This is a genomic window from Acidithiobacillus acidisediminis (genome assembly GCF_023277115.1).
GTDB classification, from domain to species: domain Bacteria; phylum Pseudomonadota; class Gammaproteobacteria; order Acidithiobacillales; family Acidithiobacillaceae; genus Igneacidithiobacillus; species Igneacidithiobacillus acidisediminis.
On the sequence record NZ_JALQCS010000001.1, the window covers coordinates 2021983 to 2039150 of the forward strand.

Here is a 17168-nt window from a genome sequence, read left to right on the forward strand (position 1 = left end):
TCCATTGTGGTATAGATCAACTATGGGTCAGCCAAGCCGTGGCAGGGGATAACCCACTTGCCGGAAAAACGATCCCACCGCTTCTTCCAGCCCGCCAAATTCATGGATGCCATCGGGAGTTTCCTCCTGCTCGCAATACCGAATTCGGGCAATGAATGGCACCATCACATCGCGGGCCTCCACGCAGTGAACCAGAAGATCGTCTGCGAAGAAATGCGGGCGACACTGTGATAGCCCTCCCTTCTTTGTGGCACGCACGGCGATCATCTGCGCGCCGGATAGACCCCAGCGGTCCAAACACCATCGCCGCTGCTGCTCGGCATACTCATTCGGCAGGCAGGTCAACACCGTCACCGAATGACCCATGTCCAAAAGCATCCGGGCAACAGTGATCCCTTCCTGAATCGGGGGTACCCGGCGCCAACCCTCTGTGACATCCCACGCGGCCCACGCTTTGGCGACAGATGCCGTGGGTAAGCCATATCGGGCGCCCAGGTCGTAAACAGGATCAACGACTTCCATGCGGCGATCCAGCACCCTCTCAGTACAGCCGCGCCAGGCGCGGTCAAAATTCAACAATACGCCATCGGCATCCAACACAAAACGGTATTTCCTCAACACGCCGTAGCGTCCTCAAAATCAAAAAGAGATACCTGCCGACGGGTCCCCCTTCCGGCATTCCATTCGGTCAACCTGGGGTTCAGCCACAATCTCTCAATGCGGGATCGGTCAATACCGTCCCTTACCTGTGTAGACCGGTTTGCTCGGCAAACCACATCAAAATCCACGAAGGACCAACCTTTTTCTGTTTCCAGTAAATCCCGATATAACTCCGATGGATAACCAGAAACCGCCACATAGCCATCTGAGTGCTTCAATGTGGACAACAACTGCTCATGATCCAGAGCATCCATTTCATGCTCGTACCCACCATCACTCCTGGTCTCCAGGACATAAGGCGGATCGCAATAGATCACTGCATATTCAGAGTCGTATCGCTGAATCACACGGACAGCATCATCATGCTCGATCACCGTATTGCGCAGGCGATCCCGGACCTGCAACAGTTCCCCGTCAATGACGGCGGACAGTGCTCGCGCCCGGTTGTCTGCAATCCTTGCAAAGGCCCAGGACGGAGTACGCCCCGTGGATTGTCCAGAGAATGCAGATCGAGCGACATAGAAAAAACGTGCAGCCCGTTCAATTTCTGGCAGGGTTTCCGGTATTGCTTTGCGCCAGGCATAAAAGATTTCGCGGGAGTAGGGGGTATTCTGCAGGTACTGGACCAGCTCGTCGGCATGATCCCGCAGCATGCGGAAGAAGAGGATCACTTCCCGGTTGCGATCGTTGATCACTTCAACGCCGGCAGGGTGCTGGGCAAAATAGACGGCGCCACCGCCGAAAAAAGGCTCGACATAGGTCCTCTCCCTGTGTGGCTGGGGGAGCCTCGCTAGTATCTCCCCAGCCAACCGGGTTTTACCTCCAATCCATGGGAAAATTGGGTCCATGATCATGCCCCGCAGGCCATCGCATAGTGTTCGATTTCCTGTTCCGCGATCTCGTCCGAGACATAACGCTTGCAGGCGCTTAGGAGCTGCAAAATTTGCACAGAATCGGTCTTTCTGGGACGCAGGATCTGCTTGCGGATGTCGCTGAGCGGTCGATGTCCCATGAGGTCGCTCAGGATTTGTGCTTGCTCTTCCAGTCCAGGATCTTTGAGCACGCGCAACAAGGCATGAATGGCACGGAACTCATGGGCCTCGATCAGTGCGGGGATCAGGTCTCTGGCGGACATTTCCTTCTCACCAATCTGGAACAGGTAATCCAGAAACGACTGCTCCTGATCCGTAAACACTGGACGATCCACTTCATAGTCATCGTAATAGGCAAGATCCATCAAGTCTGCTGAGGACAGGTGCTGAGAGCGATCCTGATCCTCGCCTTCCTCTTCCAGGAGGGAAAGGCGAATTTCTGAGCGCATGCCATACAGTCGTGCTGTCAATTCCCGTATTTTGTTTTCCGCAGCGACTCTTTCCTTTCCTGTCTTGTGTTTCAGGAGACTCTTTTGCTGGCGGATGTAGGTCTCCAGCAAAAATCCTGACGGAGCGGAATCATTGCTGCCACGGTCTTCCTCTGCAGTGCATCGCTTGTGGTAAACAAAGTGCTCCATGGCTTCTCGCGACAAAAACCGGGTGTTGGCCGCAACAAATGCCAGAATGGATGGATTGGGAATAACCGGTCCACCATTTTGCCCAGAGAAATTGTGGGTTTCGGTCAGGTGCTCAAGGGCTTTCGATGCCACAGACCAGGACAGGTCATCGAGATCCCCGGAAGAGGGTATAAACCAACTGGTGGACCGAATTCGGTGTTTTACAACCACCGATCCCTTCCTGATGGCTGCGTCCAGAATCTGGTTCATGACGTGAGTTTGGATCGGGGTCAGATCTATGGCTCGTGACCAGCGGACCAGGCGTATGGCAACCTGCGTGCTGCAGTCGTAGCCCAGATACTCGAAACGGTTGCCTTGCAGTTTTTCCAGAAAGCATCTTGGGCTCTCGAAAAAGGCTCCAAGGTCCACCAGATGACGACGCAGGTTATCGCGGATGATGTTACTCATTTTGGTTCTCCCTGTGATGTTTCATAATTGCGCCCCGACACGCCTCTATCCCGTTGCGCTACCCATGCGCCGCCCAGAATTTCCTTGAGCTTGCTGCACCATTCGTCAACGACTGCAGGGCTGGTATCACAGGCTTGTGGTGGAAATGCTTTGGGTAGGTCATGCGCAAAGGTTTTGCCGGATCGAATGGCCCGCAAGACCTGGTCGTAGTGGTAGGCAAAAAGGGACTGGCTTTTTTCTGCCGAAGTGATGATCAACGCCAATGCCGTCGCCTGGCGTACCGCCTCAATCACGGCTGCAGGTGTCGCCCGAATTTCCCTGCCATACTGAACGGCGCTGGCGTATGCCATGGCAGCACGATAGGCCATTACCCCCTGAAGTTCCTTGCCATGGTTCGCCATCAGGCAAGCATGGCGAAATTCTGGAAGGGATGGCGGCCACGGGTCGCTACGATCGATAGCACACCACCGGAATCCCGCGGCAAGTTGTTCGCCCGTCAGGTCGGCAAGGGCTGCGGACCAAGACAAGACAGGCTCCAGCCCGTACATGCTGGTCCATTTGTGCCCGTAAATCTCAGTCATGCGAGACCAGATTTGCGCCATGCGCTGCGGATATGTCGATGGTTCTGTCTTCTCTGGTTTGCCGCTCGACCCAGGTATTGCTTGCGTCGCGGACCTGCTCGACAAGCGAGAGCTTAGAACGTGGAGAGTTTTGCTGACGGGTTCCATTGGCAGACTCCATGGCGGTTGTCGGTTGCGGAATTGGTAGAAGTTCGTCGGTCCATCGGTCCTGGTTCAGGTACGTTGCCGGATTCGGGATGTATCCCCTTTGCCAGGCAGGGTCTCTGCTCAGTCGGTCGCTCAGGTCGTGCAAAATGTCATCGGCTAGAACGTCCAACCTTTTGGTTTTCCAACGCCTCATGGCTTCTGGCTTGGCCACTTTCTTCGGGTAAGCGTCCCAGAATTCGGCAAAGCGGGATGCATGCTTCCCAGCTTGCGCCAAAACCCCAGGCGGTGACTGGTCCCCCAGACGAGGTGGATGCCGAGTGTAAGATGGTGGGTCAGACTGTTTCGGAGACGGAGACGGAGACGGAGACGGAGACGGAGACGGAGACGGAGACGGAGACGGAGACGGAGACGGAGACGGGGCAGTGCTCAAGTCTGCCGCGAGCACTGCTGAATTGTGCTGGCAGCACTGCTCGTTTGTGCTGACAGCACTGCTGTGGGCAGAAATGAGCATAACTGATTGTTCTTCCGAGCATTGCTCTTCTATGATTTCCGCACATCTCTTGTCTGCTGATGGCTCTGCCGATGTTTGCTGCGGCTGCTGCTCGATGTGCTTTTCGGCATTGCCCGTCGAAGGTGTTAGCACCGCTGTTTGATGTCCAGAGCACTGCTGGATCATTTGTTCGGCTTTTGCTCGCCCGTATCTTTTTACGAGCGCGGCAAATCGTGCCTGCTGCGATCGATTTTCCGATCCGGCAGCCCATGGGTTGTGGTCCTGCCAGTCGTGGATGAGGTAATGGCCGGGCTCGATTTCATCCAATAGCCGAAGTTGGATCAGCGCCTCGAAAAAAATCCCAGGATCTAGAGGCCAATCGATAGCCAACTCAATGTCGTCAGCATCCATGCCGGCGAGATCGCCATCAGGGCGATTGGCTGCGGCCCAGAGGATCAGCGCGATAAATGACAAGGGACCTTGCGGACCAAATTTCCGGTTCAGCTTTTTGGATTTTGGGTGTTGCAGAATCCCTGTGTTCAGGCGTGCGTCATTGGACATGGTTTTTCAGCCTCATCAGCCAGCAGAATAGGCGCCAGACATGACCGCGCGGCCAAAACACAGTTCGGATGCCCCCGTTTTCTGGCATAGAAGTGGGTCTCATCCGATTCTTCCCCGTGCCAACATCCGCACCTGGGCGGCAGACACAAAGTCATCGATCGATACGTGACCATCACGCTTGAGCAATTGGGAACCCCTTCCCGCCTTTCGGTAGTAATCTGTTGGGCGGCTTCGCGCGAAGCCTGAAGGGCGAGATCCGGGCGGTGGGAAGGTGAGCGATTTTTCATACCTCACCCACGGACAGGATTTTGGCCATCTCGTCGTCGACCAGGACCCGCGACATCCTTTGGCGCAGGAACTGGAGGACTTCAGAACGGATGGTGACTGCATCCTCATCAACAACCTTGAACCCGTTCAGGTAGATCAGGGCAAGGGCATCTTTGAGCGCTTCGTTTTTGCTTTGAGAGACCCCTAGAGCTTTCGCTAATGCAAGTTGGCTGCCTGGCTCTTGCATGGACTGCAAGATGCGCCCATGCGCCTTGCGTGCCATTTCAATCGGGGACCCCGATAGTATGGTCATGGTTTTATCGCGCATATAGGAGCGCCCCCTGCCTACCATTGTCGATCCCGATGTCATCACGCGGCCCCTTGGTCTGGATGTTCCTGTTTCTGCTCTGGCGGCCAGATGTCCGGACGCAAGTCCGACCTAGTCACGAGCCCGCCGGTCGCGGCCTCGATGCGGATGGCACTTAGCACGCTTGGCTGTTTCCTCCCGGTCACCCAACCGCTTACTGCTGGCTGTGTCACTCCGGCAATAAGCGCTAGGGCTTTCTGGGAGCCTGCGAAAGATAGCGCTCTCGAAATTTGGTCGTGAATGCTCATGCGTCAAAAATATAGCTTAGGTTATCGGGCAGATCAATAACCTAGGGGTGTTGATATCTTATAACCGGAGTTATACACTGTGCCCATGAACTTTTCTGAGCGATTAAAGAAGGCGAGGGAGCATGCGGGGCTGTCGCAGCGCTCTTTGTCTGAGTCCGTGGGGATGTCGCAACCCGGATACCAGAAGTTAGAAAATGGGGCTTCTGGGTCAAGATTTGCTGCGCAAATTGCGTTCGCCTGCGGTGTAAGCCCAGAATGGCTGGTGACCGGGAAAGGGGGGATGCTTGACGGGGTTCTGCCTGGCCCAGACATTAGAGCTTGGTATCCAATTCTCGGTTCGGTGCCTTGCGGGGCGCCGGATCAGATTATAGAACGGGCACGGCAGGACCCTGCTGTTCAATGGGCTCCAAGTCCAAAGATGGTTTCATGCTTGGCGTTCTATCTTCGCGTTTCTGGTAACAGCATGTCTCCAACCCTTAGCGAGGGCGATATCGTCTTGATAGATCCTGAAGCGCAGCCTAGGCATAGAGATATTGTCGTGGTTCGGAATGGTGACAATGAGGCGACCATGAAGCGATTGCTTCAAGATGGCGATGAATGGTTGCTGGTTCCAGATAATCCGCAATTCCCAACCAAAGCGTTGGGGGCGTGCGAAATTGTTGGTGTTGCAGTGCATTCATATCGGGACTTGCGATGACTATGGCGGTTCATAAGTCCCATGCCTGAAAACTTGGGATGTTGACTAAACGATAACTAAAGTTATACTTCCTCCATCGCCACTCAGCATGGAGCTAGGCATGAACAACCCGCAGACAACATTCAACTCACTAATCCGAGTGATGGGTTCCCCTCTTGCCCCTCGGGAGATTCTTGACCGGACATCGCCTATCCGTGTGGCAGTTCACTACCACGATGGCGCCACCCTGACTTTTCTCTTTGATCGGGATACCCTCGTCACGAACCTGAACGGCATGATCAGCCGCGCTGGATGGGTGCGGAAGGTGGTGTTGTGATGGTGGATCATCCAGAAACCAGTTCTTTCCTGGGCATCGTGCGCCACCCGAATGGTCGGGTGTTGCCCGTTCGCGAGGCAAAACCTGTTGAAGGCGTCATGTCCTTGCATGTGCAAGGATTGCGTGTGGACTACTGGGCGTCGCCGAGGCAGCTCCAGCGGCGCGGATATACATTGCTCTGCCCAAAGGGTAGCCTTTTGGATTGCTGGGGTGCCTGCCTGGCTCACGCCCCGGATGCGCGTTGCTGGATCGGGTGAGCAATATGGATAGCTTGATTCGAGAAGAAGGGCTGTTGGAGTGGTTGGGATACTCTAGGCGATCCGATGCCATGAAGTGGTTGGATGAGCATGGTGTACCCTACTGGTATGGGCGGGGAGGGCGGATCTGCACTACGCAAGCCGCCATCGATACGGTCATGACGGCTATTGCTACGCACGAGGCCAAGTCCAGTGTCAATCAGCGTCGAAATTTGAACAGGTGTCAGCGTCCAATTTTGAACAGTTTCAGAGGGGGAGAGAGCGGCGCTGTTTGTAGCGGTAGGAGTCGTTCCCTGTCTCGATGATGTCGCAGTGGTGGGTGAGGCGATCGAGCATGGCGGTGGTCATCTTGGCGTCGCCGAAGACCTGGACCCATTCCCCGAAGGAGAGGTTCGTGGTGACGATCAGCGCGGTGTGCTCGTAGAGCTTGCTGATCAGGTGAAAGAGCAAGGCGCCACCGGACTCGGAGAAGGGTAAGTAGCCCAGCTCATCGAGGACGACGAGGTTCATGTTCAGCAGGGTTTTGACCAGGCGGCCACTCTGGCCACGGGTCTTTTCCTGCTCCAATTGATTGACCAGATCGACGACGTTGAACCAGCGCACACGATGGCCCTGGTAGATGGCAGCGTGTCCGAGAGCCAGTGCGAGATGGGTTTTCCCGGTCCCAGTACCACCGACGAAGATGATGTTGTGGGCGGCGCCCAGATTGTGGCCCTCGGCAAGTCGTTGTAGCGCCTTCTGGTCCACGGGACTCTCGGTAAAGTCGAAGTCTTCCAGGCCGCGCTGGGCGGGGAAACGTGCGGTACGCATCTGGTAGAGGAGGCTACGATTGCTGCGTTCCTGGCTTTCCGCGGCGAGGAGTTGCCCCAACCACGTCTCGGGATCCTGAGGTAGGCGCTGGTCCATCCAATCCTCCACCGCCAGGGCCATGCCATAGAGATGCAGAGCACGCAGGGATTGCAGCAGCTCAGTGGACATAGGCATTCCCCCGCAGCAAGTCGTAGCGGGCACAGTCCGCACGGGGCTCATCCTGCAAACGCAGAGCCTCCGGCGTACACACCGGGGCCGGGGGCAGCGGATTCGCCAAACGATGCATAAGGTTCAGTACCACCGCGGCATTCACGGCACCCTGCTCCAGGGCCATGGCGCAGGCGGTTTCCAGATTGTCGATGCCGTATTCCCGTGCCATCAGGAGTACGGTGACGAACTCCCGATCCCCCAAGGGCTTGCTTTGCAGCCGTTGACGCACTGAGGTGATGGCGCGAGGCAGCTCCTGGAAGGGGCGCCCGTTGCGCAGGGCACCGGGCTTGCGCTCCAGGACATCCAGGTAGTGGATGACATCCGTGAAGACCTGGCCGCGCCCCATATGCCGCCGATGGCTGGCCACCGCCTGGCCTTCGTGCAGGACCAGGATACGGTCCACATAGCGGCGTACCTGCAGGTACTGGCCCGCGTATTGGGCCGGCACGCTGTACTGGTTCCGATCCACCGTCACCAGGCAGGTCTTGGACACCCGCGCCCGCACCTCGACGTATCCATCGAAGGTTGCCCGAAAGGCGCGCAGGGAGGACTGCTCCTCCTGGAAGACTTCCCAGATGCTGCGGTCCTTCTGCTCGGGGTGAGCCTCGCTCTGCGCGCGTTCCACGCACTGTTGCCAGAGCCAGGCATTGAGCTGGTCGATGTCATCGAAGCGCGGCGTGGGGGTGAAGAACCACTTGCGCAGCGTATCCACCTGGTTCTCGACCTGCCCCTTCTCCCAGCCGGCCGCCACCGTGCAGGCGGTGGGGTCGATGAGATAGTGGTTCATCATCGCCAGGAACCGGGGATTGAACTCCCGATCTTGTCCCTCAACGAGCTTGCGGTAGACCATGTCGACAATGGTCTTGGGGTTGTCGTAAATCCCCCGCTCGGGCACCCCGCCAAAGGCGGCAAAGGCCTCCTGGTGGGCGGCAAAGACCATTTCCTGGGTCTCCCTGGGATAGGCCCGAACGAAAGACATCCGGCTATGGGTGAGCCGAAATTGCGCCACCTTCACGGTGTGCGTCACGCCGCCCAAAACGACCGTCTCGGTGCTCCAGTCGAACTGATAGGCCTCGCCAGGGCGAAAGACTAGAGGGATATAGGCCTTCTGCACGCCCGGATGCTCAACGACCTTCCAGTGCTTCACCCAGCGCTGGACGCTATCGTAGGCCCCGGTATAGCCCTCCTTGCGCAGATCCTCAAAGAGTCGGCGCGCCGTCCGACGCTGCTTGCGGGGCAGATGCGATTCGGTCTCCACCCACTTCTGCAGAATGGCCTCATGAGGCCCGAGTTGGGGCTTCGCCGAGGACCGGCGGGTGTACTTGGGGACATCTCCATCGTGGTGCAGGTACTTGTAGACCGTGTTCCGCGACAAGCGAAACTGCCGGGCTATCTCGCTGATGGACTTCTTCTTAACGTGGTACAGCAGGCGAATCTTGGCAATCGTTTCCATGCAAAGCACTCCAGGTACCTCCCGGGCCAAATCCCGAGAGGGTAGCAGGTGTTCAGTTTTCGACGCTGATTCCTACCTGCACCTGTTCACTTTTGCACGCTGATTAACATCCCCCCAAATCCCGACTTGTGAAAGGGCCAAAAATCGCCCATTCTTGACTCCGTTCGAGAGCCCATTTCTGGCCATTTGAAGTGGCGCCATTAGGCCGACCCTGGTTGGCGCCATTAGGGTGGCCAATGACAGAGCTCGACGTCGGGTATCAGCAGGGGTGTACCATGGTGCTAGATGGAAATTTATTAACTCTTTATGGTGCCTTATCTGTCACAGCCATGATGATTTTTTATGCGTTGGAGACACGTTCCCCATGGTTTACGCTTCTTTTCAGCATTGGCTGTCTTTGCTCCAGTGCCTACGGCTGGCTTGCAGGAACTTGGCCTTTTGGAGTTATTGAAATGGTCTGGGCGATTATCGCCCTACGGAAATGGATGAATGTGAAGCGGATAGTAACAAAGTAATCAGGAAACCCTAGTTCCAATGAGTGTGGTCAGGGGGTTGATGGGTTTTGGTACGAATATGATCACGTGTCATGATGGGACACAATTTCTGTCCATAGCTTATTATCCCGGAACATTTATATCATCCCAGGATTAGGCCATTGATCTGGACTTAGGACATCACCTATCTGGGCGGACCCATCGCCGGAACCTTTTACTACCTGTACCTGATCGTCGACATCTACAGTCGAAAGATCGTAGGATGGGAGGTGTATAGCAGCGAAAAGACCGAGTTCGCTGCACAGTTGGTGCAGAACGCTGTGTGGCAGGAAGGAATCGGCCGGCCCCGCATCCTGCATGCAGACAACGGTAGTCCCATGAAAGGCGCTACGTTGCGGGCGACCGTGCACCGTCTCGGAATTGCGCCTTCCTACAGCCACCCATGGGTGAGCGACGATAACCCCTACTCGGAAGCGCTATTCCGCACCTGCAAATATCGCCCGGATTTCCCCGAGAGAGGCTTCTCAGACCTGAGCTCGGCCCGTACCTGGGTACAGGGTTTCGTGCACTGGTATAACGAGGAACACTGCCATAGCGGCCTTCGCTTCGTGACGCCGACACAACGGCACTGAACCGCCCCGGGTTTCGTGGAGGCCATTTGCTTTAAGTGCAGGCCGTTAATTCGGTCTGTTCGGCGAGTTGCCGATAGTAGTTTGCCTCCGCTTCTGCCGGAGGGACATAGCCGATGGGTTCGAGCAGCCTGACATGGTTGAACTACGCCACCCATTCGAGGGTCGCCAGTTCCACCGTTTCCCGTGTCCTCCACGGGCCGCGCCTGTGAATTAGTTCCGCCTTGTACAGCCTATTGATCGTCTCGGCCAGGGCGTTGTCATGGCTGTCGCCCTTGCTGCCCACGGAGGGTTCAACATCCGCTTCGGCGAGACGCTCGCTGTAGCGGATGCTGACGTACTGCGAGCCCCGGTCTGAGTGATGCACGAGGCTGCCATCGCATTCGGGATGACGGGCGTAGAGCGCTTGCTCCAGTGCGTCCAGCACGAAGTCCGTCGTCACGCTTCGACTCACTCGCCAGTCAACGATGCGCCCGGCGAACACGTCGATCACGAAGGCCACATACAGCCAGCCCTGCCAGGTCGAAACATAGGTGAAATCCGAGACCCAGAGCTGGTTCGGCCGATCCGCCTTGAACTGGCGATTCACCCGATCCAGCGGGCACGGTTGTTTGGAGTCGGGTACCGTCGTGCGCACGCTTTTACCCCGCACCGCGCCACGCAATCCTAGGCGGTTCATCAGGCGCTCGACGGTGCAGCGTGCGACCTCAGTGCCTTCGCGCTTCATCTGCCGCCAGACCTTGTCCGCGCCGTAGACTTGAAGATTGGCCTGCCAGACGCGCTCGATCTTGGGTATCAATACTTCGTCGCGTTGCGCACGCGCACAACGCAGCGCGGGATTGCGCTGGCGTGCGGCATGAAGCCGGTAGCCTGACGGGGCGATCTGCAAGACACGGCAGATCGGCTCGACCCCGAAAGCATTACGATGCGTATCGACGAAGGTGTTCATGACTTCAGACGGCGGTCGAGCTCCGCCTGGGCAAAAAACGCACTTGCCAGCTTCAGGATTTCATTGGCACGGCGCAATTCCTTGACCTCACGCTCCAGCGCCTTGATACGTTCACACTCTTCGCTGGTGACGCCGTCGCGCAATCCGGTATCGACTTCATGCCGTTTAACCCATTCATGCAAGGTATGAGGCGAACAGCCGATCTTAGGAGCAATAGACTCCACCGCCGCCCAGGGCGAGGAATACTCGCCGCGGTGTTCCTGCACCATGCGCACCGCGCGTTCGCGAACTTCAGGGGAATATTTGGGTGTTTTAGCTTTGTTTATCATGGCTCCATTCTCTTGGACAAAGGAGCCTTCTCAAAATCCGGGGCGGTTCAAACTGCAAGGACTCGCAATACTCTTCGTCAGGCTCGACAAAGCCCATGGGCCTTGCTTGCGCTTTTTCCCAAAGGCGTTTTTCTTTTTCGTGTGACTCCAGTCACTTTTCACCAGAGCCTCTTTTGGAGAGCAAGGAATCCAGACTCCAGCTACCTGCGCCATGGGCAAACAACACCAGAAAGCCACCAGCATCCACCAACTCAGCCATCTGTATAATGCTCCCCGTTTCACTGGTGGGATGCAGGTGAAATATCAGGACCGCCAATATGGTATAGCCCGCCAACAGGAAGGCAAAAAGACGTGTTTTCCAGCCAAATAGCAGGAACACGGCACATCCAATTTCTGTTGCGATAACCAGTGGTAAGAGCCAGCTGGGGACTCCATTGGCGTCCATATAGGCAGCAGTAGCGGCGTAATGGGTGACTTTGCTCAGCCCGACTGGGAAAAACCAGGAGAAGATAAGAATACGCGCCAGAAGCACGGCAGCATCTTGTATGGATTTCATAATTGGCCTCTATCAATGGATTCAGGGAAACTGTACTGTCACTATGACTTCTCTTTACAAAAAGGGGGTATAATGAATCGCCGCCAAAATAGGAGGCCATGGATAGGAACGGGGACAACAGGGCAGATCACCCTGCTGTCTCGTGCCCTATCGCTTTCTCCGTAACTACCCTGGGAACAGTCGTTGCGTAATCTCTGCTACATGGCGCCCTTGGAAGCGTGCAATGGCCAGTTCGTTGGCCGAGGGCTGACGACTGCCATCGCTCTTCGCCAGGGTGCTGGCGCCATAGGGCGTACCCCCACTGATTTCTTCCATGTTGCTTAGCTCAGGGCAGGTGTAGGGGACGCCAACTACGATCATCCCCTGGTGGAACAGAAAGGGATGAAAGCTCAGAATGGTGCTCTCCTGCCCACCATGCTGGGTCGCAGTGCTCACGAAGACGCTGCCGACCTTGCCCGCGAGGGCGCCCTGTTGCCAGAGACCTCCGGTGCGGTCAAGGAAATTGCGCATCTGCCCACTCATGTTGCCAAAGCGGGTCGGGGTGCCAAAGAGAATGCCATCATAGTCGCCCAGCTCGTGGGGATGAGCCTCAGGAGCAGGTTGGGCCTTGACGTGCATGGCTGTCTGCTTTTCCGCATCCATCGTCTCCGGCACGCGCTTGACGGTCACCTGGACCCCCGGAACTGAGCGAGCACCTTCGGCCTCAGCCTCCGCAAGCTGTTCCACGTGCCCCCAAAGGCTGTGATACAACACCAGTATTTTGCTCATGACGGTTCTCCCCTCTGAAAAATAACCTCAGGCCAATCGCCCGGCGCGATAGTCTTCCATGGCTTGCTGCAGTTGCTCCTCGTTGTTCATCACGAAGGGCCCATACTGGGCGATGGGCTCGCCCAGGGGGCGTCCAGCGACCAAGAGCAGGCGGCTCGCCGCATGGGCATGAATTCGCACCCCCGCCCCATCGGAGGTCACGCGGCTGGGCACGATGCTCTCCACCCCGCGCTCTTGCTCTTTCATCTGAGCACTCATTCTGGCCTCTCCTTGCGCAGCTTGTGCGCGTTGTAGTTGCCCCATAGTATGGCTTACGCTTTTTTTTGTAAAGTAGGTATTAACTAGTAACCATGAGAAAGACGATTCAAGAAAGCCCCTGTCCGATGAATGCTCTTTTGCGCCTGTTGATGGGCCCATGGATGACCTACATCCTTTGGGTCCTCAGTAATCAGGGGCCATTGCGTTTTGGCGCCTTGCAGCGGGCGGTCCGCAAGATTGCATATGGGGGACAAAGTTGGACATTATTGGGAATAAATCCCAATAGTTCTGATATTTCATGGATTCAGAGCAACCAATCCAACAACCACGGGCGCCACACTTCAGCGCCTGCCACTGCTATAATTCCTAGACACGCACCGGCCACACCCAAAACACATCAGACCACTTGATCTCGGCACCAGCAGAAGAGTGTTATGCTTCTTGCTTACCCGAAGTCTTGCCCAAAATTCAGACCTACAGCAGAGCCACTTTTTGACTACTCTCCGCTAGTTGAGAATTTATGACGGAGCGCTGATGCAACGTATACTGGTCTCGCAGATCGCGAAGTCTCATCAAAGGAAAATTCGCCATGCGTGACCAAAGCCGCCGGATGCCTGTCCTTTTTTTAGGCCATGGGAACCCCATGAACGCCCTGCGAGCCAATGCGTGGACTCAAGGTTGGATGGCGATCGGTCAGCAATTGCCTCGGCCGCGCGCCATACTTTCCATATCAGCCCACTGGTACTTGCCCGCGACCGCGCTGACTGCGATTGCCATGCCACCAACGATCCATGATTTTGGGGGATTTCCGCGCGAACTCTACGAAGTGCAATACCCCGCACCGGGCGATCCTATGTTGGTGGAGCGCGTGCGCACGCTGCTCGGCTTGACCAACGTGCGCACGGATATCGAGTGGGGCCTCGATCACGGCACATGGTCGGTGCTGCGCCACATATTTCCTGCCGCCGACGTACCGGTGGTACAACTTTCCATCGATGCGACACAGCCACCCGCGTTCCACTATGAGCTGGGTAGTCGACTGCAGCCGCTGCGCGATGAAGGCATCCTGCTGATGGGCAGCGGCGATGTCGTGCACAATCTGCACACCTACACCTGGGGTCGGCAGCCGGCAGTAGTTTTCGACTGGGCGCTGCGATTTGAGGCCACGGTCAGAGAATTGGTTCTGCAAGGCAATCACCAAGTGTTGGTAGACTACACATCGCTTGGCCGCGACGCAGAACTTTCGGTGCCAACGCCCGACCATTACCTGCCGTTGTTATACGTTTTGGGCGCAAGCGTTTCCGGCGAGCCCGTTGCAGTTCCGGTCGAGGGCATGGACGGTGGCTCCATCTCGATGCTGAGCGTGCAATTCGGCTGAGCATTTATGCGGTGCCTGGGAGGTTGCCGAAAAATGGCAACGATCTCTCAGTTGCGCGCCTGGCATCAACAAATTCTCGTGAAATTGGGTAGGCGTAATGTCCTTTTGCCCCCTATTTTCGAGAGGTTTCATCGAATTACCGAGTTTTATGGGTATTGCTCCCATCGGCCTGTCCTCAATCGGGAAATTCGCAGCATATTGTAAGCCTTAGCGGCCAGAGTGAAATGCAGATCCATCCGTTCCCATCCTGGGAATCGTGTTTTTCGCATCCCGCCGGTGGTCTTCATCCACCCGAAGATGGATTCAACCCCTCGCCGGACCTAAATGCTCATGGGATACCCCTCATGGCGGGTCGTGCGACCATAAATAGCCGAGCCTCTCTTCTTGCTGGCGACATAGGGGGTGACATTCCGATCCCGTAACTCCTGGATGAAACCGCTACGGTCGTATCCCTTGTCCGCTCCGGGGTCACTTGCTGGGTGCCGCCCAGCTCGCCCAGCATCAGAACGTGCCCGAGATACGCTGGGCGCGAGGCCTCGCCATCACTCTTCTTGTACAGTCTGGCATCAAGATCTGTTACCGACTCGTGGGTGTCATTGCTATGGCGCTGCCCGCGGAAATCGCTGCTACGATCTAGCGGATTCTCACGATCCTTGGGCTGAAATGACGCTTGAGATGCCCATGCTTCCAGTAGTCTGCACCATCCATGGAAAAGTGTTCTTCAGAAAGGAGATTCCCTGCACGGGCCTGCTCGACCACCGAGCGGAAGATCTGATGAATCGGGCCATGATCCAATAGCCGGTCCCGGTTTTTGGAAAAGACGGGCGGCACTCAGACCGTGGTGTCCATATCCAAGCCGATAAACCAGCGAAAGAGCAAGTTGCATTTAGTTGCTCCATCAATTACCGTTCGGAGAGAATGCTGTAGAACATTTGCAAGAGCAAGGTCCGGAACAGGTGTTCTGGAGGAATAGACGGGCGCCCGAGACCCGAATAAATATCGTCACCCGGAAAGCGCTGAGGGGATGATCTTTCGGGACCCGCTGCTCCGGTGACAGATAGCTGAACATATCCCTCGGCTCCACCGCGGCGCCACGCATACCCGTCCCCTCCAATCCGTAACTCGTAACACAATAACACGGACTTTTTCAGCGGCCTCCCTAACCTTTATGATTTTTTAATGCTTGTCTCCAGCAATGCCAACATGACTAACCAAGGCCCAAATGCCACGTTGTTTTTCGTTGTCGGTAACAATCGCGATGGCATGTCCCGATGGATCTACTTCGGGGGTATGGTGCGTAATCGAGTTTTCTGAATAACTCTGTCAAAAACCTTCAACCTGCTTGTAGAGGGTCGCGGTCATTGGCTACTCGCCACCTTCGACGAGCATTCTCCCGGTCAACCAAATGCCATGCCCAAACGTTATAGTGCGTGACAGAGGCTTGTGCGGGTATCTTTCCGTGTATTGCAGCGACTCTAGTAGGCTTGACGCGAGGGTAGACTTGAATAGTATCGTCTGGCAGAGGCTGTTCTCGCGAATACAGTCTCGCGCCTACCGGATTGCTTGCTTGGAGCTCGGCCAGACAGACCTTGCCTGGGACTTGGTGCAGGAATCTGCCATCGCCTTGATGCGATCGTATGGGGACCGCCCATCGGAGGAGTTTGTTCCGCTTTTCTATCGGATTCTCCAGAATCGGATCCGAGATCAGCATCGCCGACAAAAATTGGAACGGATTTTAGGGTTCTGGTCCGATCGCAAGGAGGGCGACCCCGACCCCATGGACCTGCTAGCCGATCCCACCCCCTCTCCTGAAGGGGTACTGACAAATCAAGAGCTCAGCAAAGCAATCCATGTAGCCATACAGAAACTCCCTTCGCGACAACGCCAAGCCTTTTTGCTACGGGAGTGGGAGGGGCTAAGTATCGAAGAGACCGCGATCGCGATGGGTTGCAGCACTGGAAGCGTCAAGGTCCATCACTTTCGTGCGTTGCGCCACTTACGAGAATATCTGGCCGACTGGACACCGGAGGGATATTTCCATGAACCATAAGCCGTCTACATCCTCTAGCGAGCATCCGGACATCGAGATCCTGGATCGCTGGCGTTCGGGATTGCTGTCTTCGCCTGACGCAGTTTCTGCGCATGTCGCAGAATGTAAACTTTGTCAGCAACGATCTCATTTCAGCGTTGATCTACTGCAAACTTGGTCAGCACATCCGTATTCACAAACAACAGCTCGACGGCGTACAGCGGGCCGCAGGCAGTCCCCCTTGTGGGTGGGCGCGGCAGCTACCTGCTGCCTCCTGCTGGCTGCGGGCTTTTGGCATTTTGCCGCTAGCCCGGTGAATCTCGCGACAAGCTCCCGTAATGCCGATAGCGTCCCGACGGAACAGCAGGTCGTCGCGCACCTCTCTTTCTATGAGTGGTTAAACGCCCATCCCGACCAGCTCGAACAGGTGGCTGACCATGGGTAAGAGAAGATTGATTTTCCTCCTATTAACCTGTTTGGCGAGCTGTTCCTTCGCGGCGAACGCGACACCACTGTGGCAGCGACATCAATTTCCCGAGAAGCCCGGATGGGAGCGGCCCCCTCCTCGGGCAGATTGGCAGCAGCACCTACAGCGCTGGCGACAGCTACCGCCACAACGTCGTGCACGGATTCTGAATCGCGCGCAACGCTTTCAAAAGCTTCCGCCCGCTGCAAAAAAGCGTCTGTGGGAGGAATACCAGCGGTCTCATATGCATCAGCACACGAGGTAGTTATGTTGCCTATTTCCAAAACTCTA

Annotated in this window: 18 protein-coding genes, 3 pseudogenes and 1 other annotated feature; of the genes and pseudogenes, 7 read left to right on the forward strand and 14 right to left on the reverse strand. The window is 56.2% G+C overall.

Annotation, left to right across the window (positions count from 1 at the left end; all coding sequences use genetic code 11):
• Positions 1 to 27: 27 nt before the first annotated feature.
• From M5D89_RS10115 to M5D89_RS10145, 7 genes are all read right to left on the reverse strand, one after another.
• Entirely contained in the window at positions 28 to 621 is a 594-nt protein-coding gene (locus M5D89_RS10115) for a hypothetical protein (protein WP_248885700.1), read from the reverse strand.
• On the reverse strand, positions 615 to 1514 hold the full coding sequence (locus M5D89_RS10120) for a DNA adenine methylase (protein ID WP_283102984.1): 900 nt from the start codon (positions 1512 to 1514) through the stop codon (positions 615 to 617). Before M5D89_RS10120 ends, M5D89_RS10115 begins: the two co-directional genes overlap by 7 nt.
• Positions 1511 to 2617 carry a hypothetical protein gene (locus M5D89_RS10125; RefSeq protein ID WP_248885707.1) on the reverse strand — a complete coding sequence of 369 codons (1107 nt, stop codon included), beginning with the start codon at positions 2615 to 2617 and terminating at the stop codon, positions 1511 to 1513. The genes M5D89_RS10120 and M5D89_RS10125 overlap by 4 nt, the downstream gene beginning before the upstream one ends.
• Entirely contained in the window at positions 2614 to 3144 is a 531-nt protein-coding gene (locus M5D89_RS10130) for a hypothetical protein (protein ID WP_248885708.1), read from the reverse strand. The genes M5D89_RS10125 and M5D89_RS10130 overlap by 4 nt, the downstream gene beginning before the upstream one ends.
• 46 nt (positions 3145 to 3190) lie before the next feature.
• On the reverse strand, positions 3191 to 4396 hold the full coding sequence (locus M5D89_RS10135; RefSeq protein ID WP_248885710.1) for a hypothetical protein: 1206 nt from the start codon (positions 4394 to 4396) through the stop codon (positions 3191 to 3193).
• Positions 4397 to 4679: 283 nt separating this feature from the next.
• Positions 4680 to 4991 (reverse strand): hypothetical protein, encoded by a 312-nt coding sequence (locus tag M5D89_RS10140; RefSeq protein WP_248885711.1) that lies wholly within the window; start codon positions 4989 to 4991, stop codon positions 4680 to 4682.
• Between the two features lie 41 nt (positions 4992 to 5032).
• Positions 5033 to 5278, reverse strand: coding sequence for a transcriptional regulator (locus M5D89_RS10145; protein ID WP_248885712.1), 246 nt, complete (start codon positions 5276 to 5278; stop codon positions 5033 to 5035).
• 85 nt (positions 5279 to 5363) lie between these two features.
• On the opposite strand from M5D89_RS10145, the gene M5D89_RS14460 reads away from it, so the two are divergent.
• Entirely contained in the window at positions 5364 to 5975 is a 612-nt protein-coding gene (locus M5D89_RS14460) for a LexA family protein (RefSeq protein ID WP_431307158.1), read from the forward strand.
• A gap of 819 nt (positions 5976 to 6794) precedes the next feature.
• On the opposite strand, the gene istB is transcribed toward M5D89_RS14460, so the two are convergent.
• Entirely contained in the window at positions 6795 to 7526 is a 732-nt protein-coding gene (gene istB, locus M5D89_RS10150; protein ID WP_283102980.1) for an IS21-like element helper ATPase IstB, read from the reverse strand.
• Positions 7516 to 9021: an IS21 family transposase gene (gene istA / locus M5D89_RS10155; RefSeq protein WP_248885659.1), complete on the reverse strand. Its 1506-nt coding sequence runs from the start codon at positions 9019 to 9021 to the stop codon at positions 7516 to 7518. The genes istB and istA overlap by 11 nt, the downstream gene beginning before the upstream one ends.
• A 236-nt stretch (positions 9022 to 9257) precedes the next feature.
• Here istA and M5D89_RS10160 point away from each other — a divergent pair, with 236 nt between their 5' ends.
• Both M5D89_RS10160 and M5D89_RS10165 read left to right on the forward strand, forming a co-directional pair.
• The gene (locus M5D89_RS10160; protein ID WP_248885713.1) at positions 9258 to 9536 is read left to right on the forward strand and encodes a hypothetical protein; all 279 of its coding nucleotides are present in this window, start codon (positions 9258 to 9260) and stop codon (positions 9534 to 9536) included.
• A 155-nt stretch (positions 9537 to 9691) separates the two neighbouring features.
• Positions 9692 to 10144, forward strand: a pseudogene (locus M5D89_RS10165) (transposase); the annotation flags it as partial.
• Positions 10145 to 10178: 34 nt separating this feature from the next.
• Here M5D89_RS10165 and M5D89_RS10170 read toward each other — a convergent pair.
• The 4 genes and pseudogenes from M5D89_RS10170 to M5D89_RS10185 form a co-directional block, all read right to left on the reverse strand.
• Positions 10179 to 11422, reverse strand: a pseudogene (locus M5D89_RS10170) (IS3 family transposase).
• Positions 11019 to 11135, reverse strand: a sequence feature (AL1L pseudoknot). Its footprint overlaps the pseudogene before it by 117 nt.
• A 151-nt stretch (positions 11423 to 11573) precedes the next feature.
• Positions 11574 to 11978 (reverse strand): DoxX family protein, encoded by a 405-nt coding sequence (locus M5D89_RS10175; protein WP_248885715.1) that lies wholly within the window; start codon positions 11976 to 11978, stop codon positions 11574 to 11576.
• 165 nt (positions 11979 to 12143) lie between these two features.
• Positions 12144 to 12746, reverse strand: a complete 603-nt coding sequence (gene wrbA, locus M5D89_RS10180; protein WP_248885716.1) for an NAD(P)H:quinone oxidoreductase — start codon at positions 12744 to 12746, stop codon at positions 12144 to 12146.
• A gap of 27 nt (positions 12747 to 12773) precedes the next feature.
• The gene (locus M5D89_RS10185) at positions 12774 to 13004 is read right to left on the reverse strand and encodes a pirin-like C-terminal cupin domain-containing protein (protein WP_248885717.1); all 231 of its coding nucleotides are present in this window, start codon (positions 13002 to 13004) and stop codon (positions 12774 to 12776) included.
• A gap of 610 nt (positions 13005 to 13614) precedes the next feature.
• Here M5D89_RS10185 and ygiD point away from each other — a divergent pair.
• Entirely contained in the window at positions 13615 to 14382 is a 768-nt protein-coding gene (ygiD, locus tag M5D89_RS10190; protein ID WP_283103142.1) for a 4,5-DOPA-extradiol-dioxygenase, read from the forward strand.
• A 146-nt stretch (positions 14383 to 14528) separates the two neighbouring features.
• Here ygiD and M5D89_RS10195 read toward each other — a convergent pair.
• Positions 14529 to 15481, reverse strand: a pseudogene (locus M5D89_RS10195) (IS5 family transposase).
• A gap of 402 nt (positions 15482 to 15883) precedes the next feature.
• On the opposite strand from M5D89_RS10195, the gene M5D89_RS10200 reads away from it, so the two are divergent.
• The 3 genes from M5D89_RS10200 (at position 15884) to M5D89_RS10210 (ending at position 17142) form a co-directional block, all read left to right on the forward strand.
• Positions 15884 to 16432, forward strand: a complete 549-nt coding sequence (locus M5D89_RS10200) for a sigma-70 family RNA polymerase sigma factor (RefSeq protein ID WP_248885720.1) — start codon at positions 15884 to 15886, stop codon at positions 16430 to 16432.
• A 220-nt stretch (positions 16433 to 16652) separates the two neighbouring features.
• Positions 16653 to 16856 (forward strand): hypothetical protein, encoded by a 204-nt coding sequence (locus tag M5D89_RS10205; protein WP_248885721.1) that lies wholly within the window; start codon positions 16653 to 16655, stop codon positions 16854 to 16856.
• The gene (locus M5D89_RS10210; protein ID WP_248885722.1) at positions 16849 to 17142 is read left to right on the forward strand and encodes a DUF3106 domain-containing protein; all 294 of its coding nucleotides are present in this window, start codon (positions 16849 to 16851) and stop codon (positions 17140 to 17142) included. Before M5D89_RS10205 ends, M5D89_RS10210 begins: the two co-directional genes overlap by 8 nt.
• The last annotated feature ends 26 nt before the right edge of the window (positions 17143 to 17168 follow it).